This window comes from Dactylosporangium darangshiense (genome assembly GCF_039537565.1).
Classification (GTDB): domain Bacteria; phylum Actinomycetota; class Actinomycetes; order Mycobacteriales; family Micromonosporaceae; genus Dactylosporangium; species Dactylosporangium darangshiense.
In genome coordinates this window covers 294,125-318,567 of the sequence record NZ_BAABAT010000005.1, presented here as the reverse complement: position 1 = coordinate 318,567, position 24,443 = coordinate 294,125, and the positions used below count along the sequence as shown (strand labels likewise).

The following is a 24,443-nucleotide window of genomic DNA, read 5'->3' as shown; positions in this document are numbered from 1 at the left end:
GTGGGCTAATTACCGTTCAGTAAGGTGCCACTATGAGGCTCCCCGAGCGCGACCGCCCGTGGGTCATGCGCACCTATGCCGGCCACTCCTCGGCCGCCGCTTCCAATGCGCTCTTCCGCCGCAACCTGGCCAAGGGCCAGACGGGGCTCTCCGTCGCCTTCGACCTGCCCACGCAGACCGGATACGACCCGGACGCGGAGCTCGCCCGCGGCGAGGTGGGGCGCGTCGGGGTGCCGGTCGCGCACCTCGGGGACATGCGCACGCTGTTCGACGGCATCGACCTCGGGCAGGCGAACACCTCGATGACCATCAACGCCACGGCGATGTGGCTGCTCGGGTTGTACGTCACGTGCGCCCGCGAGCAGGGCGTGCCGATCGAGCGGCTGTCCGGCACCACGCAGAACGACATCGTCAAGGAGTACCTGTCCCGGGGCACCCACATCTTCCCGCCCGGCCCGTCGCTGCGCCTGACCACCGACACCATCGCGTGGACGGTCGCCAACTGCCCGAAGTGGAACCCGGTCAACATCTGCTCGTACCACCTGCAGGAGGCCGGCGCCACGCCGGTGCAGGAGGTCGCGTTCGCGCTCGCCACCGCGATCGCCGTGCTCGACGCGGTGCGCGACTCGGGCCAGGTCGCGCCCGAGCGCTTCGGCGACGTCGTCGCGCGGATCTCGTTCTTCGTCAACGCCTCGGTGCGCTTCGTCGAGGAGACCGCGAAGATGCGCGCCTTCACGCGGATGTGGGACCGGCTGACCCTGCAGCGCTACGGCGTCACCGAGCGCTCGGCCCGCCGCTTCCGCTACGGCGTGCAGGTCAACTCGCTCGGCCTCACCGAGGCCCAGCCGGAGAACAACATCCAGCGCATCGTGCTGGAGATGCTCGGCGTGACCCTGTCGCGCGACGCGCGCGCCCGCGCCGTGCAGCTGCCGGCCTGGAACGAGGCGCTCGGCCTGCCCCGGCCGTGGGACCAGCAGTGGTCGCTGCGCATGCAGCAGGTGCTCGCGTTCGAGTCGGACCTGCTGGAGTACCCGGACCTGTTCGAGGGCTCCAAGGTCATGGAAGCCCTCGTCGAGGACATCGTGGCCGGCGCCACCGAGGAGCTCGAGCGGGTCCTCGACATGGGCGGCGTGGTCGCCGCCGTCGAGTCCGGCTACCTCAAGAGCGCCCTCGTCGGCTCGCTCGCCGAGCGCCGGGCCCGCATGGAGCGCGGCGACGACGTGGTCGTCGGCGTCAACCGGTTCACCGAGACGGAGCCGTCGCCGCTCATGGGCGCCGGTGCCATTGAGCAGATCGACCCCGCTGTGGAGCTCGCCGCGGCCGACTCGGTGCGGCGCTGGCGGTCCGAGCGGGGGGACGTCGCGTCGGCCTTGGCCGGCCTGCGGGCCGCCGCACAGGGCACCGGCAACCTCATGGAGGCCACGCTCGCGTGCGTGGCGGCCGGCGTCACCACGGGGGAGTGGGCCGGCGCGCTGCGGGAGGTCTTCGGCGAGTACCGCGCGCCCACCGGCCTGTCCGCCGCGGTCTCGGTGGTTGCCGGTGACCTGGAGCGGGTCCGCGAGCGCGTCCGCCGGACCGCCGGCGACCTCGGCACCGGCCGGCTGCGCCTGCTCGTGGGCAAGCCCGGCCTCGACGGACACTCCAACGGGGCCGAGCAGATCGCCGTGCGGGCTCGCGACGCCGGTTTCGAGGTGGTGTACCAAGGGATCCGGCTGACCCCGGCGCAGATCGTCGCCGCGGCGGTGGAGGAGGACGTCGATCTGGTCGGCCTCTCGGTCCTGTCCGGTTCCCATCTGGAGGCCGTCGCGTCGGTACTGCGGGGGCTGCGCGCCGAGGGCCTCGGCGACCTGCCGGTGGTGGTGGGCGGCATCATCCCGCCGGACGACGCCGCCGCGCTGCGCGAGTCGGGGGTGGCCCGCGTGTTCACGCCGAAGGACTTCGCCATCACGGACGTGGTCGACGAGCTCGTGACCGTCGTCCGTGAGGCGCACCACCTGGCTGTCTAGCCGCTTAGCTCGGTCTCCACCCTTGGGCGGCCGCCCATTTCGCGGCCGCCTTCTCTTCCTTGTGGCGCTTTCGCCGGCGCATCAGCCAGCCGAAGCCGAGGAACATCAACAGCAGGAACAGCAGCACGACGACGGGCAGCACGATCGCCACGACCGACAGCGTCACGCTGATGAAGTCCTCGATCGTGCTGGCCACCGGCGCACCGAACCCGACCGTCGTGGCGTTGATGACCGGCCGCGACGCCGCTTTCATGCCGTGCACGCCGAGCGATATGGCCCCGCCCACGACTATGGGCACCCATTGATGGCTCGTGAAGAACGACCCCGGATCGCTCACCGTCACCGTCTGCGAGCTCGACGCCGCCCCGAACGCGAGCCCGCCGGCGGTCGGCCGCACGAAGGTCTGGATGACGTCGTTGGCGTGGTCGATCATCGGCACCTTGTCGGCGACGAACTCGATCGCCAGCAGCACCGCCACGATCGTCAGCGTCCAGCCGTTCTCCATCCACGACCAGTTCGACGGCAGCGTGATGAGATCGGTGTACCGCGCGAGCAGTCCGATCGCCAGCAACGGGATGTACGCGTTGAGCCCGGCCGATGTGGCAAGGCCGAGACCCGTCAATGACTCCAACACCCCCATAGCATGACATCGGGGCGCCAGCGCAAGGGTTAGGCTGTCGGCCGTGCGTCTCGTCATTGCCAAGTGCTCGGTCGACTACATCGGCCGGCTCACGGCTCACCTCCCGCTCGCGACCCGCCTGCTGCTCATCAAGGCCGACGGCTCCATCTCCATCCACGCCGACGACCGGGCGTACAAGCCCCTGAACTGGATGAGCCCGCCGTGCCGCCTGGAGGAGCTCGAGGGCCAGTGGCGCGTGGTCAACAAGGCCGGCGAGGAGCTGCGCATCACGATCGAGGACATCCTGCACGACACCAGCCATGAGCTGGGCATCGACCCCGGCCTGGTGAAGGACGGTGTCGAGGCCCACCTGCAGGAGCTGCTGGCCGCCGCGCCCGAGACGCTCGGCCCCGGCTTCACCTTGGTCCGCCGCGAGTACATGACCGCGATCGGCCCGGTGGACCTCCTCTGCCGCGACGGCGCCGGCGCCACGGTGGCCGTGGAGATCAAGCGCCGCGGCGAGATCGACGGCGTCGAGCAGCTGACCCGCTACCTGGAGCTGCTGGGCCGCGACCCGCTGCTGGCCCCGGTGACCGGCATCTTCGCCGCCCAGGAGATCAAACCCCAGGCGCGGGTCCTGGCCGAGGACCGCGGCATCCGCTGCGTGGTCCTCGACTACAACGCGTTGCGCGGCGTCCAGAAGGACGAGCTCACCCTGTTCTGACCGCACACCCACGAGGTACGCGCGCCCCGCAACGGTTCGTTCGCCCTGGTCCGCGCCGGGCCCAGGCGCGGACCGGGCTCTACTTGCTGCGGCCGTGGACGAGCTTCACGACGCGGACGATCTGCTGCAGGGTCTTCTCGGTGCGGTCGAAGGTGGTCGCCGCCAGCACCGTGGGCCCGCGGCGCTTCACGATGGCCTTCGGGCGCGTGAACTCGCGCAGGCCGTCCGCGCCGTGAATGCGCCCGAAGCCGGAGTTGCCGACGCCGCCGAAGGGGAGGGCCGGCATGCCGGCGAAGGTGAGGGCCGAGTTGACCGACGTCATGCCGGAGCGGACCCTGCGCGCCAGGTCGACGCCGCGCGAGCGGGAGAAGACGGCGCCGCCCAGGCCGTAGCCGGTGTTGTTGGCCAGGCGGACGGCCTCGTCGGCGTCGCGGACCTTGGTGACCGTGAGCGTGGGGCCGAAGGTCTCCTCCTGTACCGCGGCGGAATCCTCCGGAACGTCGACCAGGATCGTCGGGCTCACGAACGGGGGCTGGACCGCCTCCGCGCCGCCGAGGATCGCGCGGCCGCCGCGGGTCAGGGCGTCCTCGATGTGCCGGCGAATGACGTCGACCTGCGACGGCATGGTGATCGGGCCGATGTCGTCGGTCGGCTCGGCGCCCACGTTGAGCTTCGCGGCGCGCGAGACGATGCGGTTGAGGAACTCGTCGTACACCTGCTCGGCCACGTACACGCGCTCGATGCCCACGCACGTCTGGCCCGCGTTGGTGAGGCCGCCCCACACGCACGCGGAGGCCGCCGCGTCGAGGTCGGCGTCGGCGGCGACGATCATCGCGTCCTTGCCGCCGCACTCCAGCAGCACCGGGGTGAGCGACTCCGCCGCCGCGGCCATGACCTTCTTGCCCGTGGCCGTCGAGCCGGTGAACGCGATCTTGTCCACCCCGCTGCGGCACAGGGCGGCGCCGACGTCGCCGAGGCCGTGGACGATCTGCAGCACCGGGTGTTCGGGCACCACCTCGGCGAAGCGGTCCACGAACCACTGGCCGACCGCCGGCGTGTACTCGCTGGGCTTGAACACCACCGCATTGCCCGCCGCCAGGGCGTAGGCGATCGAGCCCATCGGCGTGAGGATCGGGTAGTTCCACGGGCCGATCACGCCGATCACACCCAGCGGCAGGTACTCGAGGTACGCCCCGTGCTCCATGAGCAGGATCGAGCTGCCCACCCGCCGCCGGCCCAGCACCTTGCGCGCGTGCTGCGCCGCCCACGCGACGTGGTCGATCGCGGCGATCGCCTCCACCAGCGCGTCCGCGCGCGGCTTGCCGCCCTCGCGGTGCATGAGCGCGGCGAGCTCGTCCAGGCGGTTGGTGAGCACGCTGCGGAAGGCCAGAAGGCGCTGGCGGCGCCCGGCGAACCCGAGCCCGGCCCACCATGCGGCGGCATCGCGCGCCCGCGCGACGGCCTCGGTGAGATGATCGGGGGAGGCGACCGGGAAGCGGCCGACCTCCTCGCCCGTGGCCGGGTTGGTCGAGATCAGCGAGCCCTCGTCGATGGCGGGGACACCGGGAGTTCGCGTGGCGGTCATGGCGCGAGTGTAAACCCGGAACTTACTCGCGAGTAGGGCCAGATCCCGCCTCGCAGCGATGTCGAAAGCCCGTTCGTCGCTCCGACCGTTGGGTACATCGACGACAGGAGGAACAGACGTGCATTCCGTGAAGATCGAGAAGCTGTCCGTGCCCGGCGCCACCCTGCACTACGAGGTGCGCGGCAGCGGTCCCGTGCTGTTGCTGATCTGCGGCGGCATCTACGACGCCGAGGGCTTCGCGGACCTCGCCGACGACCTCGCCGACGCGCGCACCGTGGTCACTTACGACCGGCGCGGCAACTCGCGCAGCCCGCTGTCCGGTCCGCCGGCCGACCTCATCGTCGAGGAGCAGGCCGACGACGCCTACCGCCTGCTGGGCGCGGTGGGCGTCACCGAGCACGAGCCCGCCGACGTGTTCGGCAACAGCTCCGGCGCCACGATCGCGCTCGAGCTGGCCGCCCGGCACCCGAGCATGCTGCGCACCGTGGTCGCGCACGAGCCGCCCGTGTTCGAGCTGCTGCCCGACCTCGACCACTGGCGCACCGTGATGGCGCAGGTTGCCGAGGTGTACCGCGAAGACGGCGTCGGCTCGGCGCTGGGCGTCTTCGGCGCGGCCCTGGGCGGGCGCGGCGAGGACGGCGGCGGCACGCCGCCGTCGGCCGAGTTCGCCGCGCGGATGCAGGGCAACCTGGAGGTGTTCGTGGCGAACGAGATCCCGCCCGTCGCCGCGTACGTGCCCGATCTCGAGGGCCTGCGCGCGAGCACCGCGCGCATCGTGCCGGCCGTCGGCGCCTCCAGCACCGGCGAGCCGCCCAACCGCGCCGGTCTGGAGCTGGCGGCGCGGCTGGGGACGACCGCCGAGGTGTTCCCCGGCGGCCACGGCGGCTTCGGCGACGCGGTCCCGTTCGCCGCGCGCTTGCGAGAGGTGCTGAACGCCTAGGAGGCGTGCTCCTTGAGGATGCGTTCGGCCACGGCGAGCGGGTCGGCGAGCCGGCCCTCGGCGGGCGCGTCGACCCACCGCTGCTGGTCCGGGAAGTAGGCGCCCGAGGCCGCGGCGCGCCGGATGTTCTCCTGCATGCCGGTGTCCATCTGGCCGGGGTCGATGTTCACCACGCTGATCCGCTCGTCGTGCTTGACCTGCGAGGCGACGACGTCGAAGAAGGTCTCGCCGGCGACCTTCGTGGTGCAGTACAGCGCCCATCCGTCGATGATCCGGTGCGCCGCGCCCGAGGAGATGAACAGCAGCCGGATCTTGGCGTCGGACGGCGCCGCGCGCAGGAAAGTGTTGGTCAGCACGATCGGCGCGGTGAGGTTCACGGCGATCGCGTTGGTGATCGCCTCGGTGGCGAGCCGGCCCACGGCGCCGATCGGGTCGACCACGGCGGCGTTGTGGATCAGCACGACCTCGTCGGCGTCGCGCAGGAACGCGCGCAGCGTGTCGTAGTCGGGTAGCCAGTGCGCGTCGGCGATGTCGGTGGAGAACAGCGTGACGTCGACCGGGCGGTCGTCGCGCAGCTGCTGTTGTTCCGGGGTGAAGTGGCGGCCGACCGCCAGGATGCGATCGCCGCGCGCGCTGGACACATCGAAGAAGGCGGCGCCCAGCCCGCGGGACACTCCAGTGATCACAACGGCACGCATGCGGTCACTCTATTCCTGTCCCAACGTCATTTACATGGCCCGTGTGCCGGGGACCGGTGGTCCCTTCGGCGCACCCGCCGCGCCGGGGCAGGATTCGCCGAGCTTGCCGGCGATCGCGCCCAGCGCGTCGGCCAGCGCCTCGGTCTGCGCGGGGTCGAGATGGTCGAAGATCAGCCGCCGCACATCGGCGACGTGAGCGGGCGCGACGCTCTCCGCGAACTCCCGGCCGGCGTCGGTGACCCGGGCGATGCTGACCCGCCCGTCGCAGGCGTCGCCGCTGATCTCGACGTAGCCGAGATCGACGAGCTTGCGCATCCGGTGGCTCAGCCGGCTCGGTGACATGTTCATCACGCCGGCGAGGTCGGACAGGCGCAGCCCTTCGCCGGCGTCGCTGAGCGCGGCCAGCAGCCCGTACTCGACGTGGACGAGGCCGTGCGGGCGGAAGGTCCGCTCCAGCTCCGGAAACCCCACGAGCACGACGGCCAGCAGCGACATCCAAGCGCGGCGCTCGGTATCGTCCAGCCATCGTGCCTCGTCGGTCATGCCGTCCATGTTGCCTTGATCTTGTCTGCGGCGGCCAATGACGCGTCCGATACGCGTCAGAACCGGCCGACCGCGATCACGACGGCGATGGCGCCGAGGATCACGTTGAAGCCGATGACGTTGTACTCCTTGGCGCGCACGTGGTCGCCGATCGCCAGCACCATGACCAGCCCGAGCCCGACCGCGGCCAGCGGGGTCAGGATCGTGGCGATGCCCGTCGCCCACGGCAGGATCAGCCCGAGGCCGCCGAGCAGCTCCATCGCGCCGATGAACTTCACGGTCCCGGCAGTGCGGCGGTTGACCCAGGTCATGTTCCCGGCGAGCTTCTCCTTGGGCTGCGTGGTCTTCATGATTCCGGCCATGATGAACGCGGCGCCGAGCACGATCTGCAGTACCCACAGGAAGATGTTCATGGCTTTGGACTCCCTCATACTTTAATCTTCAAGTTCCCCGGGGCAGACTGTACGGACGATGAACTTGAAGCGTCAACTAGGTCGCGGGACGGAAAGTCCTGACCTGTAGGTGAGGAAGTCTCATCCGGCGGGCGCCGACCGTGAAGTCATGGAGACGTTGCAGCGTCAGTCCCGCTGGGTCACCGGCTTCGCCGTCTTCGGCGGCAGCATGATGCTGGTCATCGGCATCTTCCAGATGGTGGTCGGGCTGACCGCGATCCTCGAGCGCACGTTCTACGTGCTGGCCGACAATTACATCTTCGGGTTCAACGTCACGACCTGGGGCTGGATCCACCTCGCGCTCGGCGTGCTGGTGGCGATCGGCGGCGGCGCGGTGCTCGCCGGGCAGCTGTGGGGGAGGGTCCTCGGCATCGTCCTGGCATCGCTGAGCGCGATCGCGAACTTCGTGTTCCTGCCCTACTACCCGCTGTGGTCGATGCTGATCATCGCGGCCGACGTCGCGGTGATCTGGGCGCTGACGCGCTATGGCCGCGACGAGGCGGTCGTGAGGTAGAGGTGTGTGGGCCGGCCACATGTGACCGGCCCACGACCGGTGCGACCATGCGGTGATGCACGTCACCACCCACGGGACCGAATCCGGCCCGCCCGTACTGCTCATCCACGGCAACTGCTCCTCGTCGGGCTTCTGGGAGCCCCTCGTGCGCCACCTGCCAGCGACCTGGCGGATCGCGGCGCCGGACCTGCGCGGGTACGGCGAGAGCCCGGCCCTGGGCGTGGACGCCACACGGGGCCTGCGCGACTTCGCCGACGACGTCGCACCCCTGCTGCGGGCGCTGGCGGAGGAGTCCGGGCGGCCGGTCACCGTCGTCGGGCACTCGATGGGCGGCGGCGTCGCGATGCAGCTGCTGCTGGACCACCCGGAGCGCATCGGCGGGCTGGTGCTGGAGGCGCCGGTCTCGCCGTACGGATTCGGCGGCACCCGCGACCTGGACGGCACGCCGACCTCGCCCGACCACGCCGGGAGCGGCGGCGGCTCGGCGAACCCCGACTTCGTGCGCCTGCTCGCCGCCAAGGACCGCGGCACCGAGGAGCAGGCCAGCCCGCGCAACGTCATGCGCGCCTTCTACGCCGCACCGGGCTTCGACTTCGGCGAGGACGAGGAGCTCCTCCTCGACACGATGCTCTCGACGGCCGTCGGAGAAGATCAATACCCCGGCGACGGTACCGCGAGTGCCAACTGGCCCGGCACCGCTCCCGGCACGCGCGGCGTGCTCAACACCATGTCCCCGGGCTACCTGAACCTATCGGGCATCGTCGACCTGCCGTCCAAGCCGCCCGTCACCTGGATCCGCGGGGACCAGGACGCGATCGTCTCCGACGGCTCGTTCTTCGACCTGGCCCAGCTGGGCAAGCTCGGCCTCGTCCCCGGCTGGCCGGGCGAGGAGGACTGCCCGCCCCAGCCGATGGTCGGACAGACAAGGGCGGTGCTGCAGCGGTACGCCGAGCAGGGCGGCTCGTTCCGCGAAATCGTGTACACCGGCGTGGGTCACAGCCCGCACATCGAGCGCCCGGAAGAGTTCGCAGCCGTCCTCCGCGAGGTCGTCGGCTCCTGAAGCATGGTCGTGAGCTCGCCGCCGGAGTGCGGCGAGCTCACGCGTGCGGCACAGTGTTCTGTGTGGATCCGACCGACAGCAGCGGCCTGGTCACGCTGATCTCCACCGCCGCCGTCGTGGTCGGCGTCCTCGGCGTGCTGATCCCGATGCTCCCCGGCCTCCTGCTGTGCTGGGCCGGGGTGGCGGTCTGGGCGATCTTCGGCGGCCACGGCGCGACGGGCTGGGCGGTCGGCATCGCCGCAACGGTGGTCCTGGCCCTGGGCTTCGCCGCGAAGTACCTGGTACCGGGCCGCAACCTCCAGCGCGCCGGCGTCTCCAACCTCACCCTGCTGCTGGGCGGCGTCTTCGCCATCGTCGGCTTCTTCGTCATCCCGGTCGTCGGCCTGGTCCTCGGCTTCGTGCTGGGCGTCTTCCTCGTCGAGCTGGCCCGCCGCGGCGACGCCGCCAAGGCCTGGCAGGCCACCAAGCACGCCCTGAAGGCCGCGGGCGTGTCGATGCTCATCGAGCTGGCCACCGCCCTGCTCATCACCGCGATCTGGCTGGCGGGCGTCTGGTTCGCGTAGCACGCCCCACCCTCGCCTTCATCCCATGCATCCGGTTCCCGACCGAAAATGTCGTACCCCTCTGGCACAGTGACGACATGGAGATCGGTCGGCACATCGACGCACTGGAGCGCGCCGGGCTGGACTTCGTCGACGCCGCGGAGAAGGCGGGCTTCGACGCCCCCGTCCCGACGTGCCCCGAGTGGACCGTCCGCGAGCTCGTCCACCACGTCGGCTACGTCCACCGCTGGGCGGCCACCTACGTCCGCGACTGCCGCACCGCGATCCTGTCCGACGAGGAGGAGGAGAACGCGGTCGGCCCGATGCCGCCGGACGACGACCTCATCGACTGGTTCCAGACCGGCCACACCGACCTCGTCGACCTGCTGCGCACCGCCCCGCCGACCACGTCGTGCTGGCACTTCCTCCCCGCCGACTCCCCACTCGCCTTCTGGGCCCGCCGCCAGGCCCACGAGACCACCATCCACCGCGCCGACCTCCAGGGCGCCGTCGGCGACATCGCCGGCGTCGACGCCGACCTCGGCATCGACGGCATCGACGAGCTCCTGATGGGCTTCTACGGCTCGCGCGGCGGCCGCCTGCGCTGCGACACCCCGTGCACGTTGGCGGTCCACGTCACGGACGGCGCCCGGTGCGAGGGGCCGCGCTCGTGGACGGTCACCATGTCGCCGTCGGGGGCCTCGATCGTCCGGGGTGCGACCGCGGCCACGGACTGCACGTTGCGGGGGTCGGCCAGCGATCTCTATCTGGCGCTGTGGAATCGGCGGACTACGGCGGATTTGGATGCGGTGGGGGATTTGGCGGTGCTGGGGAGTTGGCGGGAGCGGGCGACGATTCGCTGGACGTGAGGTGGGCTAGTGGCGCGGTGAGGGGGCGGGGCCGGGGGGCGGGGGGGCCGGGGGAGTGTGCCTCTTGCCTGGGGGGTGGGGGAGTGGTTGCTCCAGTCGTGGCAGTCGCTGGCCGTCGAGGGTTGCCTGGCGTAGGGCAGTGGTTTCTCCGTGCGTGGCAGTTGCTGGCCGTCGAGGGTTGGCTGGCGTGGGGTAGTGGTTACTCCGTGCGTGGCAGTTGCTGGTAGTTGCTGGGCGTCGTGGGTTGCCTGGCGTGGAGTAGTGGTTGCGGGCGTTGGGGCGGCGCTCGGTTTCGCGGTCTTCGTGGCCTGTAGTCTCCGTGCTCCGCTAGGTCCGCTCTCTGGCGCAGGGCGCCGTTGTCTGCTCAGCGACATGTCGGGCGCTTCGCGCCACGACATGTCGGATTTATCCCCTGACGGGCGACAAATACGGCCACAATGCTCAGGCTGGGCAGTTCGCGCTGCTGTGGGCTGAGGCTGGTCCGCGGGTTCAGGTCCGCTGCGGCATTTTCTTTCCACGATCATGAAAAACCGGCCCTGCAGTCGGGCGAAAACGCGTGATCGTGGAAAGAAAATGTCGGGCGACGGGGTGGGCGCATCGCTGCGTTGCGCTGGCGAACCCTGTGGGTGCGCAGGCGGCGGCGCCGCGGGCGGGCCTTCCTCCGCGGCGCCGCGGGCTGGGCTCGCCCGCGCGGCGCCGAAGGCTGGGCTTCCCTCCGTGGGGCACGGAGGGAAGCGGGGCGCGGGGAGCTACGCGGGGCTGCGGCGCAGCGTGGACGGGAAGCGGCGCAGTTGGTCCAGCGGGACCACCAACGGGATGTAGACCAGGATGCCTGCGAGGCCCGCGGCGGCCAGCTGGACGATCTCGTACGGACCCGTTACGCGCATCACGAGGATGGCTACCGCGGCTGACAAGATCGTGGCCAGGATTGGGCGGACCAGTGGGCGGCCGAGCGGGCGCAGGGCGACGTTGGCGCGCTGTAGAGCGATTGCCGTCAGAGGGATGGCTACGAGCAGGCCGACGCCGGTCTGGGCGATCGCGGCGCCCTTGATGCCGTAGGCATTCGTGGCGTACCAGAGGGCGGGGATCAAGGCGACCGACCAGCCCAGGTAGATCCACAACGTGGAGCGGGTGGCGCCGGCGCCCATCAGAGCGTCCATGGCCAGGCCGGTGACCATGCGGACGAACGTGAGGCCTACCAGCAGGGTCAGGACAGGCGCCGCGGGGAGCCAGCGGTCGCCGTACATCAGGCCTATGAGTGGTGTGGCCAGGACCGACATCAGGGCGACGATCGGGGCCACGACGCTGACCAGCATGGGGACCGACTTGTGTACGCCCTCGGCCAGAGCGCGGTCGTCGGTTTCCGAGAGGCGGGAGAAGCCTGCCACCGAGACGTAGCGGATGGCGGTGCCCAGGATGGTTTGTGCCCACATCGATGTGTTGAAGGCGAGCACGTAGAAGCCCAGCAGCTCCTGGCCGTTGATGCGGCCGACCACGGCGAGCTGGACGTTCATCACGATGGCCTCGATGCCGAGGCTGATCGCGAGGGGGAAGCCGTAGACGAGCAGCTTCCAGGCGATCTCGCGGTTGAAGCCGACGCGCAGTGGGACGCGGGCGAAGATCGTGACGAGCAGGCCCGTCGCGGCGGCGCCGGCGACCTGGCCCCAGGCGAAGCTGAAGGCGCCGGAGCCCATTGCGGCCAGCGGGATGGAGATGCCGGCCTGGAAGAGGAGGCCGACGGTGTTGGCGATGATCAGCTTGTCCTGCTGGAACTCTCGCATGAGTTTGGCGCTTCGGACCGCTGTCAGGCCGTCGATGACGATGACCAATGTGAGCAGCCTGACCACGCCGACCGCGTCGGCCTCACCTGAGAAGGCCGAGTAGGCCGGCGCGGCCAGCCAGAAGATGCCGTAGACGACGGCGCCGAAGACGGCGGCCAAAGTGGCCGCCGTCGGGGCCATGTCCTCGAGCTTCCCGCGCCACTGCACGACGGCGGCGATGAGGCCGACGTCGTTGATGTGCATCAGTACCGCCAGCGCTGCCGTGGCAATGCCGAAGGTGCCGTAGTCGGACGGGTTGAGCAGGCGGGCCAGCACCAGGCCCATCGCAAAGGATCCAAGTTTTGCCGCGAGGGTGCCGACCAGGCTCCAGCGCAGGCCGCGGCCCGCCTTGTCGCCGATCTCGGTGTGGATCCGCTGGATTTCTTCGGTGTTGGTCACTCAGCAGCTCTCTGCGCCGGAATCTTGGACTGGTCCGCGTCGCTGCCACCCTCCTCGATCTTCTCGAGCCAGGCTTCGCGCCAGTACGGGGTGATGGCGCGCGGGCAGTTCGCGTTGAGGGCACCTTCGCAGATGACGCCCTCCAGAACAAGACAAGGGCTCTTCATATGGATCATTCGACCCGTGTTCTCGTCCACGATGTGGTCGATCCGGCGGGCGATGCGGGCCGTTCGGCCGCAGTGCCTCGCCATTTCGGAGTCGAAACCCATCCCTCGGTTGAGCAGCTGGTCGTTGAGCGTCGGCTCGATCTCCTTGCGCGTCAGGATGCGCACGAGGTCGCCGGGCTCGAGGCCCTTGCGGATATCCGGGGTCTTCCCGGTGGCGCGGCCCTTGAGGAAGCCCCAGTGCCGGCCGCCGCGGTGGCGGGCCCACTTCGGCAGGACCTTCGTGCTGACACCCTGGAAGCGGTTGTAGAAACCCACGCCGACGGCGCGGAACGTCCACATGACGCCGAAGTTGCCGGTGCGCACGTCGGTGACGAACTGGCCCAGGTTCTTGAGCGGCAGCACCTCGGGCGCGGAGCGCAGCAGCTCGGTGGCCTGGCAGCGGTAGCGCTCGGCGCCGTCCTCGAAGCGCGGGCCGCGGGCGTTGAGCGTGATGAGCGGCAGCAGGCGCGCGTCCTCGGGCGCCTCGGCCTTGGGCGTCGACGGCTCGGGCTCACCGTCGGCGACCTTGCGCAGCCATGCCGTCTTCCAATAGATCATGCAGGCCGCCTGGCAGCCGCCGTGGCCGCCGCCGTCACACCGGACGCCCTGAAGGTGCACCGCGTTCTCCATCTTGCGGATGCCCGTTCGGGTGAGGGTGTCGCAGGCCTTGTGCGCCGATTTGTACACCCGCAAGCGCTGACCGCAGTACTGCAGCATTTCGGGCATGAATTGCAAAGACTCGTATTCGCCGTTTTCGTCGAGTGTGGCGAGAATCTCCTCCTGGCTGAGCACCTCGACCAGGTCCCCGGCCCGCAGGTTCAGCAGCTCCCGCCGGACCGATGTTTGCGTTTGCAAGTCAGACCGCCTCCGTCTGTGGTCCGCGGCCGCGCCGCGGTTCGCCGTACCGAACTCACACAACCTCCGACACCCGGCTTCCGTTGCGGGCGGCCGACATTCGACCCTCGCGCGGCTGCCTCAGGGACCCGGGCTCGCGGCTGCTACTCGCTGAGGTTGAAGCGTCACGGACAAGCCCGCCGCCGGCTTCTCCGCGTTTCACCCCGAAAATCTGCGGTACCCGGAAAAAACGACATTCCGCGCCGGCACTATGGCCGCCGTTTCGCAGATTTCCGACTCGGGACGGGCGTACTCTACGCACGACCGAACCGCCTTCCGAGAATATGACAAATTTATGACGCATCTTCCAGTCCAAGTTGGCGTCGGCTACGTTCACCGCGCAAGTCATGTTCGGCCTAACCAGCTCGTGGGGGTCTGGTGACCGCACAAAATCGCCCATTTCACTTCATCACGTCCATGCCGCATCTGCGCCAGCCCATCGAGCAGTGGCGCAATCGTCTCCGGCACATCGAAGATCTCGGGTATCACTCCGTGGCGATCGCCGATCACCTGGGCGACGGGTGGTCGATGGACCCCATGACGATGATGACGATCGCCGCCGAGGCCACGACCACGCTGCGCGTGTCGACAAGCGTCTTGTGCAATGACTTTTACCACCCGTTCTTCCTGCACCGTTCCATCAGCAACCTCGACGTCATATCCGAAGGAAGGGTGACCCTGGGGCTCGGTGCGGGGTGGCGTCCGTTGGATTACACCGTTTCGGGGGTGCGCTTCGACCCGGCGCCGGTGCGGGTGGACCGGCTCGCCGAGTCCATCGCGGTGCTCAAGGGCCTCTTCGCCGGCGAGCGGTTCACGTTCGAGGGCGAGCACTTCCGCGTCGGCGACGCGCTCGGCGCGCCCAAGCCGGTGCAGTGGCCGCACCCGCCGATCATGGTCGGCGGCGGCGGGCGGCGGATGCTGCAGCTGGGCGGGCGCGAGGCGGACATCGTCGGCATCAACCCGCCACGGCTGACCGAGCACAGCGACCCGGCGAAGATGGCGCGCGAGATCAGCGCGGAGGGGCTGCGCGAGAAGGCCGAGATCGTGCGGGCGGCGGCCACGGAGCGCCCCGACCCGGGCGCGATCCTGTTGCAGGCCAACCTGCTCGACGTGCGTGTGCAGGGCTCCGGGGGGTCGGAGAGCCGCTCCACGTCGGGGCTCGTGGACTGGCTCGGCCAGGAGGCGGTGGAGAAGTCGCCGCTCGTGCTCGACGGCGACGTGGAGCGGTGCATCGACGCGCTGCTCGAGCTTCGCGAGACGGTCGGCATAACCGAGATCCACCTGGGCAATGACGCCGACGGAGTGGCCGAAATCGTGAGTCGGCTCGCCTAAGACAAACGTAAGGCGACCGTAAAGCCTTACTAAGAGTGACATCGAAGATCAGCATTCTGCGATCGCGCGGCCACTTCCGGTTACGAAAAACCCGGGTATGGTGGTCCGCGGCCTTCACCAATCGAGCCTCAAGGGCAAATTGGACAGGAGCAGAAATGCTTAGTGCGTTACGGATAGCGACGGCCGCCGCGGCCTGCGGCGTTCTGGTCGTGGGCGTGGCCGGCTGTAAGGACGACGGCCGGCCCTCGGCGGGCGGCTCCACGCAGCCCTCGACGTCCGCAGCGGCCTCGGTGGATCCCTCGAACAGCCCGGCGGGCAGCCCGTCGGCCTCGGCCAGCGCGTCGGCCAGCGCCACGCGCAAGCCGACCAGCGCGCCGCCCACCGGCGGTGGTGGCGGCGGCGGGAGCACCGGCGGGCCGCGTACCAACGGCAAGCCCGACGCGAGCAGCACGGGCGTGCGGCCCGGCACGCAGCTGACCGTCGTCAACGGCGACCAGACGTTCTCGACCGACAACCAGGTGATCAGCGGCAAGGACTTCCACGGCTTCGTGAAGGTCACCGGCAAGAACATCCGGTTTGTGAACTGCGTCTTCCGCGGGCGCGCCACCAGCAGCAACAACGCGCTGCTGGACACCGATCGCGGCACCGGCACGGTCGTCGAGGACTCCGAGTTCGTGCCGTCCAACCCGTCGGCGACGCTCGACGGCGTCTACGCCAACAACCTGAGCATCTACCGCGCCAACATCCACGGCAGCGTCGACGGTGTGAAGACCGGCAGCAACGTGCTGGTCCAGGACTCCTACATCCACGACATGTCGTGGTTCGCGAGCGACCCCAACCAGGGCGGCGGCGCGACCCACAACGACGGCGTGCAGGGCTTCCTGGGCGACAGCAACGTGGTGCTCAAGCACAACAACATCGACATGTCGACCACGCACGACGGCAACGCGGCCTTCCAGGACTCGGCCAAGAACGCGCGGGTCGAGGACAACTGGCTCGACGGCGGCGGGTGCACGCTGAACTTCAACCACGTGAACGCCCCGCTCGGCGGCATCGTCGTGATCAACAATCGGTTCGGCCGGCACTCGAGCTTCAAGTGTCCGATTTTGCTGAGCACGCAAACCACGCTCACCACGAATTCAGGAAATGTCTGGGCGGACACCGGCCAGCCGATTCCGGCGCCGCAGCGTCACGATTAAGCGGTACCAAAGAAAAGGGCCCCGCCGCGGCGGGGCCCTTTTTCGTGCGGTTCAGTAGGCGCCGGTGCCCCGCACCACGGCGGTGACCGTGCGGCCGAGGATGCGCAGGTCCAGCAGCGGCGACCAGTTGTCGACGTAGTTGAGGTCCAGGCGCACCGACTCCTGCCAGGACAGCTCCGAGCGCCCCGAGACCTGCCACAGGCCCGTCATGCCCGGCTTGACCAGCAGCCGCCGGCGCACGTCCTCGTCGTACGCCTCGACCTCCGACATCAGCGGCGGGCGAGGGCCGACCATGGACATGGTGCCGTTGATCACGTTGAGCAGCTGGGGCAGCTCGTCCAGCGAGGTGCGGCGCAGGATCGCGCCGACCTTGGTCACCCGCGGGTCCCGCTTCATCTTGAACAGCACGCCGTCGCCGTGCTGGTTCAGGTGCGCGATCTCGGCCCGCCGCTTGTCGGCGTCCTTGACCATCGTGCGGAACTTGTAGCAGGTGAACTCCTTGCCCTTGATCCCCGCGCGCGGCTGGCGGAACAGCGCCGGGCCGTCGCTGGTCGTGCGGATGAGGATCGCGACCACGAGCATGAACGGGCCGGCGAGGAGCAGCAGCAGCCCGGCGAGCATGCGGTCCAGCACGTTCTTGACCGCGCGCTGCGGGCCGGTGAGGATCGGGGCCCGCACGTGCAGCAGCGGGCCGCCGCCGCTGGGCAGCACCGCGACCCGCTCGGGCGCGACCTCGGGCAGGGCCGGCGCGACGAGGAGCTCGATGTCGTTGTCGGACAGCTCCCACGCCAGCCGGCGCATCGTGTAGGGGTCCAGCTCCAGCGGCAGCGCCACGAGCACGGCGGTGCAGCCGGCGCCGAGCGCCGTGCCGGCGACGTCCTTCAGGTCGCCGTACACCGGAATGGAATGCGCAGTGATCTTGCGGGCGTCGTCGAGGTCGGTGATGCAGGCCCCGGCGACGCGCAGCCCGTAGGAGCGGTCCCGCTGCAGCGCGGTCAGCAGCCCCACGACGGACTCGGCCTGCCCGACCAGCAGCGTGCGCTGGCGCACGTACTCCCGCTGCAGCGTGCTCAGCATGGCCACGGTGGCGTAGCGGCCGGCGATGGTGAGCACCGTCGCGACCGGCACCGCCACGATGAGCGGCTTGAGCAGGTACAGCATGTCGAAGAGCACGCACACGGGCGCGAGGACGGCGACGGCGACGACGGCGGCGCGGATGGTCCGGTAGAGCATGCCGGTGCGGTTCTCCAGGAACCAGCGGTCGTACATCCGGCAGCTCGCGAGCAGCAGCAGCCAGAACAGCGCGAACCCCGTGACGGAGTACGCCGGCGGCACGCCCTCTCCGGGCGCGACGAACGCTCCGCCCATGAGATCGCCGGCCATGAAGAGTACGACGGTCGTGATGGCGATCGTCACCGCGAGGACGTCGCCGAGGAAGGCGACGAGCAGGTTGCGCCCGGTCGACCTGAGCCGGCGCTTCTGGACTCCCGGGAACGCCGCCATCACCGCGGTCTCGACCGTGGCCGAATCCGCCAGAACCATCCCAACCCCCTTACGTGCCTGCTCAGATCCACTTATCGAAGGTGAAATGTGGTGGCGCCCGCCGCCGCGACAGCCGGTGCGCGGTCGAACCCCGGCCGTAAGGTACCGAGGAAGTCGCATAGCCGGTACCGTCGTGCCGCATTCCCGACCTGGCTGAAGGTGCTATTGACACAGCCCGTGCTGTACCTCTGCCGGAACCGTCGTCCAATAAGGGAAAAAAGGACAAGACGCCACGCTCGAATCCCGACCGCTGCCCGCCCTCCGCGGCTAACTTCCGGGGTAATCACGCTGCGTCGCCTTAATTGACTTCTATGCTGGACTTAAAGATCGGAAAGTGACGACCGGGAATGTGGCGCGGGGCGTCTGGCCAGGCCGGACGCATGATCACCATGTCGGTCACCATGATCACCGTCCGTCCAGCGCCCGTTACGCACCGCATCACCTTAAACCGAGCGTCACCGTCAAGCCGTCGCCCCCGACAGCATGGCACTTTGCGCTTCCACCTTGTTTTACCAGGCGCCCGCCGAATGGACCGCGGGGGGCAATGGTGCAAGGGATGTTTGAATGCATGAGCACAAATTGCTGGCCGGGCTTTCCTGCGCCGCCGTTGGGAGGATAGCAGCGTCCGGCCAGGTGGCGGCAGGTGGACCGGAGGTGAGTTCCTGCCTGGTTTCTACGTTTGCGCTGCTCCGACCGCCCGATGGTCGGGATCACGATCGGCCTCCCGGCGGACTTCTCGCGGTACTTTCGGCTCAATCACCCTCCCCGCCGGTACTATCCGGGTGGCTTTCGGCCCGCTTAGTGCAGTCGTGGGAGCAGCTCGTGAGCAGTGGTAACAGGACAGCACCCGTCGTCAGCATCGTCACCGTCGCGCACAACGCCCGAGAGGGCCTGCTCAAGGGCCTTGCCGCGCTGCAGGCCGGCACCGAGGTGCCGACCGAGATGATCGTCGTGGACAACGGGTCCACCGACAACACGGCGTCGGCCGTGCGGCACGCGTTCCGCGGCGTCAAGCTCGTGCGCCGGGACGCGCCGCTGCACCCGCTCGCCGCGGCCAACCTGGGCGCGGCACAGGCCCGCGCGCCGTGGCTGCTGCTGCTCGACCCGGGCCTCGAACCGGTCGGCGACGCGATCCGCACCCTGGTCGAGTACGCGGGCGGGCACCCCGAGTGCCGCCTCTACACCGGGCGCACGATGCGCGACCGGGCCGACGATGGCCGGACCGTTGAAGGGCCGCCCACCCTGTGGGGCACGGTGTGCGTGGCGACCGGCCTGCCGTTGGACCCCGAACGACTGCCGCGGCTGGACCGCGCGATCGGCGGCGAGGTGCCGTCGCTCACGCCGCGCATGCTGCTGGTGGAGCGGGACCTGTGGGACGCCCTCGGCGGCTTCGACGAGCGCCTGCCCGCGGCCGATCTGACGGTACGCGCCCGAGCGCACGGCGCCCGCCCCGTCCTCGTACCCGACGCACACATGGCGTCACTGACCGCGCCGCCGGGCGCCCGCGAGGTCACGATCGCCGGCCTGGCCGAGCGGATGGCGTTCGCGCACCGGCACTGGTCGCCCGGGCAGGCCCGCGCCGCCGGCTGGACGCTCATCGCCGCCGCGCTGGCCCGCTCGTTCACCGGCGAGCCGTGGCGCTCCGCGTGGCAGGACCGGGCCTGGCTGTCCACCATGGACACCGATGCGCCGGTGCCGGTGCCGGCGCCGCACCTGCCGGCCCAGGCCAAACGCTCGCCCCAGGAAACGCGCAGGACCGCGCCTCAGCCGTAGCGAGGTGCGCTGCGGCCGCGCTGGACGTTGGGTCCGCGCCGGTCGCGGGCCCGCCAGCAGCCGGTGTGCCAGTGCCGGCGGTCGGTCAGGTCGCCGCGCTCGTCGGCCGGCCACGCCACCACGTGCGGCACGCCCGCAGCGATCTCCTGGTCGCAGCCCGGGCAGCGGTAGGCCTTGGTCGCAGCGCTGGCCGGGATGTTGCTGACCTGCCACTCGCCATCGCTCCACGCCTGCACGGCGCCGACCCCCCGCTTGATCCGCTCGAGGTCGAGCGGCGGCGGGTCTTCATCACGCTTGGGGTGGTTGCGCCGGGGTGACACACCACAAGCGTAGCGGGAGCACTCAGCGCTTGGAGTAGTCGCGGAAGCCGCGGCCGACCTTGCGGCCCAGGTAGCCGGCGGTCACCAGGTGCTCCAGCAGCGGCGCCGGCGCGAAGCCCGGCTCGCGCAGCTCCAGGTACAGCTCGCGCTGGATGGCCAGCGAGACGTCCAGCCCGACGACGTCGAGCAGCTCGAACGGGCCCATCGGGTAGCCGCAGCCGAGCTTCATCGCGTAGTCGATGTCGTCGGCGGTGGAGTAGGAGGCCTCGACCATCTTGACGGCGTCGTTGAGGTACGGGAAGAGCAGCGCGTTGACCACGAACCCGGACCGGTCCGAGCACACCACCGCGTGCTTGGCCAGCGCCCGGCACACCGCCGTGGCCGTGGCCACCGTCGCGTCCGAGGTGCGGATCGTGCGCACCACCTCGACCAGCCCCATGACCGGGGCCGGGTTGAAGAAGTGCAGGCCCACGACGTCGGCCGGGCGCTCGGTGGCGACCGCGAGCTCGACGACCGGCAGGCTCGACGTGGTCGTGGCCAGCACCACGCCCGGCTTGCAGATCTCGTCCAGCGAGGCGAACAGCGCCTTCTTGACCGACAGCTCCTCCACGACGGCCTCGACGACGAGGTCGACGTCGGTGAGGTGCTCGATCGTCGCCGACCAGGTCACCCGGCCGATGGCGGCGTCGCGGTCGGCCTCCGTCAGCTTGCCGCGCACGACGCCCTTGTTCAGCGAGGTCTTCAGCGCCTCGCAGGTGCGGCCGGACTGCTCGGCGCCGCGGGTCACCGAGACGACCTCGAAGCCCGCCTTGGCGAAGACCTCGATGATGCCGGTGGCCATGGTCCCGGAGCCGACGACGCCGACCTTCGCGATGGTGCGCGCGGCGCCCGCCGACTCGGCGTCCGGGCTCGGGGTGGCCTCGTCGGGCACGACGACGGGGGAGCCGGGCCTCTCGTAGGTGTAGAAGCCGCGGCCGGACTTCCGCCCGAGCAGCCCGGCGGTGACCATCTGCTTGATGAGCGGCACCGGGGCGTGCCGGCGGTCGCGGCCGCCGCGGCGGTACATCGTGTCGAGGATCTCGTAGGCGGTGTCGAGCCCGATGAGGTCCATCAGGGCGAGCGGCCCCATCGGCAGCCCGCACCCGAGCTTCATGGCGGCGTCGATGTCCTCGCGCGTGGCGTACTTGCCCTCGAGCATCGACACGGCCTGGTTGAGGTAGCCGAACAGCAGCGCGTTGGCGATGAACCCGGCACGGTCGGTGATCGTGACGTCGACCTTGCCCAACCGGGTGCACAGGGCCTCGATGTCGGTGACGACGTCCTCGGCGGTGACGACGGTCCGCACCACCTCGACCAGCTTCATGATCGGCGCCGGGTTGAAGAAGTGCATGCCGATGACCTGGTTGGGCCGGCTCGTGGCGACCGAGATCTCGGTGACCGACAGGCTCGAGGTGTTGGTGGCGAGGATCGCCTCGGGCTTGCAGACCCGGTCGAGCTCGGCGAAGATCCGCTGCTTGAGGTCGAGGTGCTCGGGCACCGCCTCGATGACGAGGTCGGCGGCGTGCAGCGCGTCGAGGCCCACGGCGAAGGTGACCCGGCCCAGCAGGGCGTCGCGGTCCTCCTCGGACAGCTTGCCCTTGCGCACCGCGCGCTCCACCGAGCCGCGCAGCGTCTCCTCGCCCCGGTGCACGGCGGCCTCGCTCACCTCGACCGCGGTGACCGCCACGCCGTTGCGGGCGAACACCTCGACGATCCCGGCGCCCATCGTGCCCAGGCCGACCACGCCCACGGATGCAAACTCGCGCGCCATCGCACGACCCTCCCAAACGACCGCTCAGGTTACTGGCGAGTCTGCCATGCCGGCCCCGCGGAACCAGCCTCGCTGTGGCAAATGCCCTAGTTGCCTACGGCCAAGGCGAAGGCCCCTAGTTGCCTACGGCCAAGGCGAAGGCCCCTAGTTGCCGAGGAACCACCGGGTCGTCGAGGTCCGGACCTTGCGGGCCGGGTGGGTCAGGCGCCAGACCGTGCCGCACATGCCGCAGGTCAGGGCCAGGATCATCGTGTAGGTGCTGAAGCTCAGCGAGTCGAACGTGCCGGCCACGACCAGCGCGATCAGCTGGGTCGAGATCAGCGCCGCGCAGAGGTGCTTGTCCTCGCGGGTGCTCGAGCGGCGGTACGCCAGGAACGCCAGCACGATCCCGGTCAGGTGCAGCAGGCCCAGCGCCGCCGCGCCCACGTAGCCGTTGGCGATGAGCGTGACCAGCCACTGGTTGTCCAGGATCTGGTACTGCGGCGCCACCCACGTCCCCGTGCCCCGCCCGAACCACGGCCGCTGCGCGATGTAGTGGAACGCGAGCGGATAGCGATCGGCGCGGACCGTGAAGGCCGGGTTGTTGGACGGGTCGTCGAAGAGCCGGGTCAGCGTGCGCAGCAGGCTCGGGCTCGCGCCGCCGAGCGCGGCGAGCATGACGCCGGTCATGACCAGGATGTTGTACCGCGTGCGCCACGCCCAGACCGGGATGAGCACGACGAACATGAGCACCACGGCGAGGATGCCGGTGCGCGAGATCGTCGCCGCGTTGCCGGCGGCCAGCAGCATGCAGGCGCCCACCGAGATCTGCCGGCGCCAGCGGGTGCCCGCGTGCATCGCGAAGTGCAGCCCGAACGGCAGGATGAGCGCCAGGGTCGCGGCCAGCTCGATGTAGTGCGTGGTCGTCGCGGCCACCCGCACGCCGCCGCCGCGCTCCTCGAAGCCCGGCGCCCAGCCCTTGGCCTGCAGGCCCGGGATCTGGATGTACGTCGTGATGTCGATCTTGGTGACGTACTGGATGATGCCGATCGCGCCGACGATCGCGCCGCAGATCACGAGGACCTTCAGCACGCCGCGCAGCCGGATCCAGTTCGGCACGCCGTCGGCCGCGGTGAGCAGGATGCCGGCGAAGACGCCGTAGTAGAGGATCGCCCGATCCGCGGAGTTCGCCTCCATCGAGGTGAGCCCGCGCATGAACCCGATGGCGTAGGAGATGAGCGCCGAGACCAGGAACGCCATCAGTGCCCAGCGCATCGGCTGCGGCCCGGTCATCGACAGCGTCGGGGTGAACCGCGCCAGCACCCACCAGACGAACAGGAGCAGGCCCATCACGAGGCCGGGCCGGCCGATGTCCGTCATGCCGGGAAGGATCAGCTTCGCCGGGATGAGCAGGATCAACCCTACGGTCACGCTGAGCAGCGCCGCCGCGTCGATGCGGGTCACGCGGCGACGCGTGACGTACGTCCTGCCGTAGACGAACGATGGTTCGAGGTCGGCGGAGTAGTACGGAGTAAAGGTGGTCACCGTTCGGCCGCTACCGCTAACTGCTCTTGCCGCGCTTGGCCGTCGGCTTCGGTGGCATCGCGGACAGCGGGATGATCACGGTGGAGTCGGCGTCCGGCGCGGAAGCGTTGTCGGACTCGCGGTCGCGCGTGTCCCAGTTGGCCGGCCGTTGGTACTCGACGGTGAGCCCGGCGTCCGCCGCTGCCTGCCCGGCCGCGGCGCCGGCGACGACCGGCACCTGCTGGCGGACGCCGCTCGAGCCGCTCGTGCCGTTGGCGCTCGCGCCGCTGCGCACCGTCCCCTCGGAGCGCGCCATCGGCGGCAGGGGCGGCAGCGGCGCGGTCGCCGAGGACTCGCCGCCCTCCTCCTCGAGCCGGCGGCGGGCGTTGCGGCGGCGCAGGATCGCGTCGAAGCCGATGGTGGCGCCGGCGGTGAGCAGGATGCCGGCCGCGGCGACGGCGACGAGTGCCCGCTTGACCTTCGACGTCGACTTCTTGACGTTTGCGCCGAGGTCGAGCCGCTTGACCGTGATCAGGCTGGAGTCGCCGACGCCGAGCGAGGTCTGCAGCCGGGCCACGCTGTCGGTGAAGATCGTGACGAGCTTCTCGGCGGTGTCGCGCGCCTGGCGCGCCGAGCTGCCGGTGATCTCGAACGTCACCAGCGGCGAGTTCTGCCCCATGGTGACCGTGTAGGTGTCGGCGTAGCCGGTCCGCTTGAACTCGTCGACGACGGTCTGGTCCAGCGCCTGCACGATCGCGGCATTCCCCAGAGTTTGCAAGCCCTGCGACAGCCACGGGTTACGCTGGTCTGCGCTGGTGAGCTGCTGCTCCGGCGTCGTGTTCTTCGCGGGCGCCGGTGGCACGAGTTGGACATAGGCGGTACCGACGTAGTCGGGCTTCACCTGGCTGACCGTCACGCCGGTGATGACGGCGGACAGCAGCAGCATCGGCAGCGCGATTTGCCAGCGCCGCACGAGCAGCTTCGTGATGTCCCAGAAGTCCAACGTCGTCCTCTCCATGACCGCGCCGCGCGCACCTGCGCGAGTTCGGGCGCCTTCAGTGTCCTGTCGCGTGTGTCCCACGGCAAGAACGGA

Annotated in this window: 22 protein-coding genes; 10 read left to right on the top strand and 12 right to left on the bottom strand. The window is 70.0% G+C overall.

Translation table 11 applies throughout. From position 1 onward, the window contains the following. Positions 1-32 precede the first annotated feature (32 nt). Positions 33-2,006 carry a protein meaA gene (locus ABD901_RS13725; protein ID WP_345125375.1) on the top strand — a complete coding sequence of 658 codons (1,974 nt, stop codon included), beginning with the start codon at positions 33-35 and terminating at the stop codon, positions 2,004-2,006. A gap of 4 nt (positions 2,007-2,010) precedes the next feature. On the opposite strand, the gene ABD901_RS13720 is transcribed toward ABD901_RS13725, so the two are convergent. Further along, on the bottom strand, positions 2,011-2,640 hold the full coding sequence (locus ABD901_RS13720) for a DUF4126 domain-containing protein (protein WP_345125371.1): 630 nt from the start codon (positions 2,638-2,640) through the stop codon (positions 2,011-2,013). A 49-nt stretch (positions 2,641-2,689) separates the two neighbouring features. On the opposite strand from ABD901_RS13720, the gene nucS reads away from it, so the two are divergent. Next, positions 2,690-3,349: an endonuclease NucS gene (gene nucS / locus ABD901_RS13715; protein ID WP_345125368.1), complete on the top strand. Its 660-nt coding sequence runs from the start codon at positions 2,690-2,692 to the stop codon at positions 3,347-3,349. A 79-nt stretch (positions 3,350-3,428) separates the two neighbouring features. On the opposite strand, the gene ABD901_RS13710 is transcribed toward nucS, so the two are convergent. Continuing rightward, positions 3,429-4,934 (bottom strand): aldehyde dehydrogenase family protein, encoded by a 1,506-nt coding sequence (locus ABD901_RS13710; RefSeq protein WP_345125365.1) that lies wholly within the window; start codon positions 4,932-4,934, stop codon positions 3,429-3,431. A gap of 127 nt (positions 4,935-5,061) precedes the next feature. Here ABD901_RS13710 and ABD901_RS13705 point away from each other — a divergent pair, with 127 nt between their 5' ends. Next, entirely contained in the window at positions 5,062-5,874 is an 813-nt protein-coding gene (locus tag ABD901_RS13705; RefSeq protein ID WP_345125363.1) for an alpha/beta hydrolase, read from the top strand. Here the strand turns inward: ABD901_RS13705 and ABD901_RS13700 are convergent. From ABD901_RS13700 to ABD901_RS13690, 3 genes are read right to left on the bottom strand one after another with little or no spacing between them, the layout of a single operon-like run. Next, entirely contained in the window at positions 5,871-6,572 is a 702-nt protein-coding gene (locus tag ABD901_RS13700) for an SDR family NAD(P)-dependent oxidoreductase (RefSeq protein ID WP_345125361.1), read from the bottom strand. The genes ABD901_RS13705 and ABD901_RS13700 overlap by 4 nt on opposite strands. A 30-nt stretch (positions 6,573-6,602) precedes the next feature. Next, positions 6,603-7,115, bottom strand: a complete 513-nt coding sequence (locus ABD901_RS13695) for a MarR family winged helix-turn-helix transcriptional regulator (RefSeq protein ID WP_345125358.1) — start codon at positions 7,113-7,115, stop codon at positions 6,603-6,605. 56 nt (positions 7,116-7,171) lie between these two features. Then, on the bottom strand, positions 7,172-7,546 hold the full coding sequence (locus tag ABD901_RS13690) for a DoxX family protein (RefSeq protein WP_345125355.1): 375 nt from the start codon (positions 7,544-7,546) through the stop codon (positions 7,172-7,174). Between the two features lie 130 nt (positions 7,547-7,676). Between ABD901_RS13690 and ABD901_RS13685 the strand changes: the two genes are divergently transcribed. From ABD901_RS13685 to ABD901_RS13670, 4 genes are all read left to right on the top strand, one after another. Beyond that, positions 7,677-8,081, top strand: a complete 405-nt coding sequence (locus tag ABD901_RS13685) for a DUF7144 family membrane protein (protein ID WP_345125353.1) — start codon at positions 7,677-7,679, stop codon at positions 8,079-8,081. A gap of 55 nt (positions 8,082-8,136) precedes the next feature. Continuing rightward, positions 8,137-9,141, top strand: coding sequence for an alpha/beta fold hydrolase (locus tag ABD901_RS13680; RefSeq protein ID WP_345125350.1), 1,005 nt, complete (start codon positions 8,137-8,139; stop codon positions 9,139-9,141). 62 nt (positions 9,142-9,203) lie between these two features. Beyond that, complete coding sequence (locus ABD901_RS13675; protein WP_345125348.1) at positions 9,204-9,704, top strand: DUF456 domain-containing protein; 501 nt, start codon at positions 9,204-9,206, stop codon at positions 9,702-9,704. Positions 9,705-9,781: 77 nt separating this feature from the next. Further along, the gene (locus ABD901_RS13670) at positions 9,782-10,552 is read left to right on the top strand and encodes a maleylpyruvate isomerase family mycothiol-dependent enzyme (RefSeq protein WP_345125346.1); all 771 of its coding nucleotides are present in this window, start codon (positions 9,782-9,784) and stop codon (positions 10,550-10,552) included. A 749-nt stretch (positions 10,553-11,301) separates the two neighbouring features. Here ABD901_RS13670 and ABD901_RS13665 read toward each other — a convergent pair. Beyond that, positions 11,302-12,771 (bottom strand): oligosaccharide flippase family protein, encoded by a 1,470-nt coding sequence (locus tag ABD901_RS13665; RefSeq protein WP_345125344.1) that lies wholly within the window; start codon positions 12,769-12,771, stop codon positions 11,302-11,304. Continuing rightward, positions 12,768-13,769, bottom strand: coding sequence for a hypothetical protein (locus tag ABD901_RS13660; RefSeq protein WP_345125341.1), 1,002 nt, complete (start codon positions 13,767-13,769; stop codon positions 12,768-12,770). The genes ABD901_RS13665 and ABD901_RS13660 overlap by 4 nt, the downstream gene beginning before the upstream one ends. A gap of 519 nt (positions 13,770-14,288) precedes the next feature. Here ABD901_RS13660 and ABD901_RS13655 point away from each other — a divergent pair. Together ABD901_RS13655 and ABD901_RS13650 are read left to right on the top strand one after the other, a co-directional pair. Next, on the top strand, positions 14,289-15,203 hold the full coding sequence (locus ABD901_RS13655; protein ID WP_345125339.1) for a TIGR03621 family F420-dependent LLM class oxidoreductase: 915 nt from the start codon (positions 14,289-14,291) through the stop codon (positions 15,201-15,203). 155 nt (positions 15,204-15,358) lie between these two features. Further along, positions 15,359-16,402 (top strand): hypothetical protein, encoded by a 1,044-nt coding sequence (locus ABD901_RS13650; RefSeq protein ID WP_345125335.1) that lies wholly within the window; start codon positions 15,359-15,361, stop codon positions 16,400-16,402. A gap of 51 nt (positions 16,403-16,453) precedes the next feature. On the opposite strand, the gene ABD901_RS13645 is transcribed toward ABD901_RS13650, so the two are convergent. Next, positions 16,454-17,944 carry a sugar transferase gene (locus tag ABD901_RS13645; RefSeq protein ID WP_345125332.1) on the bottom strand — a complete coding sequence of 497 codons (1,491 nt, stop codon included), beginning with the start codon at positions 17,942-17,944 and terminating at the stop codon, positions 16,454-16,456. A gap of 822 nt (positions 17,945-18,766) precedes the next feature. On the opposite strand from ABD901_RS13645, the gene ABD901_RS13640 reads away from it, so the two are divergent. Then, positions 18,767-19,717: a glycosyltransferase family 2 protein gene (locus ABD901_RS13640; RefSeq protein ID WP_345125330.1), complete on the top strand. Its 951-nt coding sequence runs from the start codon at positions 18,767-18,769 to the stop codon at positions 19,715-19,717. On the opposite strand, the gene ABD901_RS13635 is transcribed toward ABD901_RS13640, so the two are convergent. From ABD901_RS13635 to ABD901_RS13620, 4 genes are all read right to left on the bottom strand, one after another. Next, positions 19,708-20,037, bottom strand: coding sequence for a hypothetical protein (locus ABD901_RS13635; protein WP_345125327.1), 330 nt, complete (start codon positions 20,035-20,037; stop codon positions 19,708-19,710). The genes ABD901_RS13640 and ABD901_RS13635 overlap by 10 nt on opposite strands. Positions 20,038-20,059: 22 nt before the next feature. Then, entirely contained in the window at positions 20,060-21,847 is a 1,788-nt protein-coding gene (locus ABD901_RS13630) for a 3-hydroxyacyl-CoA dehydrogenase family protein (RefSeq protein WP_345125317.1), read from the bottom strand. A gap of 144 nt (positions 21,848-21,991) precedes the next feature. Next, positions 21,992-23,371, bottom strand: a complete 1,380-nt coding sequence (locus ABD901_RS13625; protein ID WP_345125296.1) for an O-antigen ligase family protein — start codon at positions 23,369-23,371, stop codon at positions 21,992-21,994. Between the two features lie 16 nt (positions 23,372-23,387). Continuing rightward, positions 23,388-24,368 carry a GumC domain-containing protein gene (locus ABD901_RS13620; protein ID WP_345125294.1) on the bottom strand — a complete coding sequence of 327 codons (981 nt, stop codon included), beginning with the start codon at positions 24,366-24,368 and terminating at the stop codon, positions 23,388-23,390. Positions 24,369-24,443: the final 75 nt, after the last annotated feature.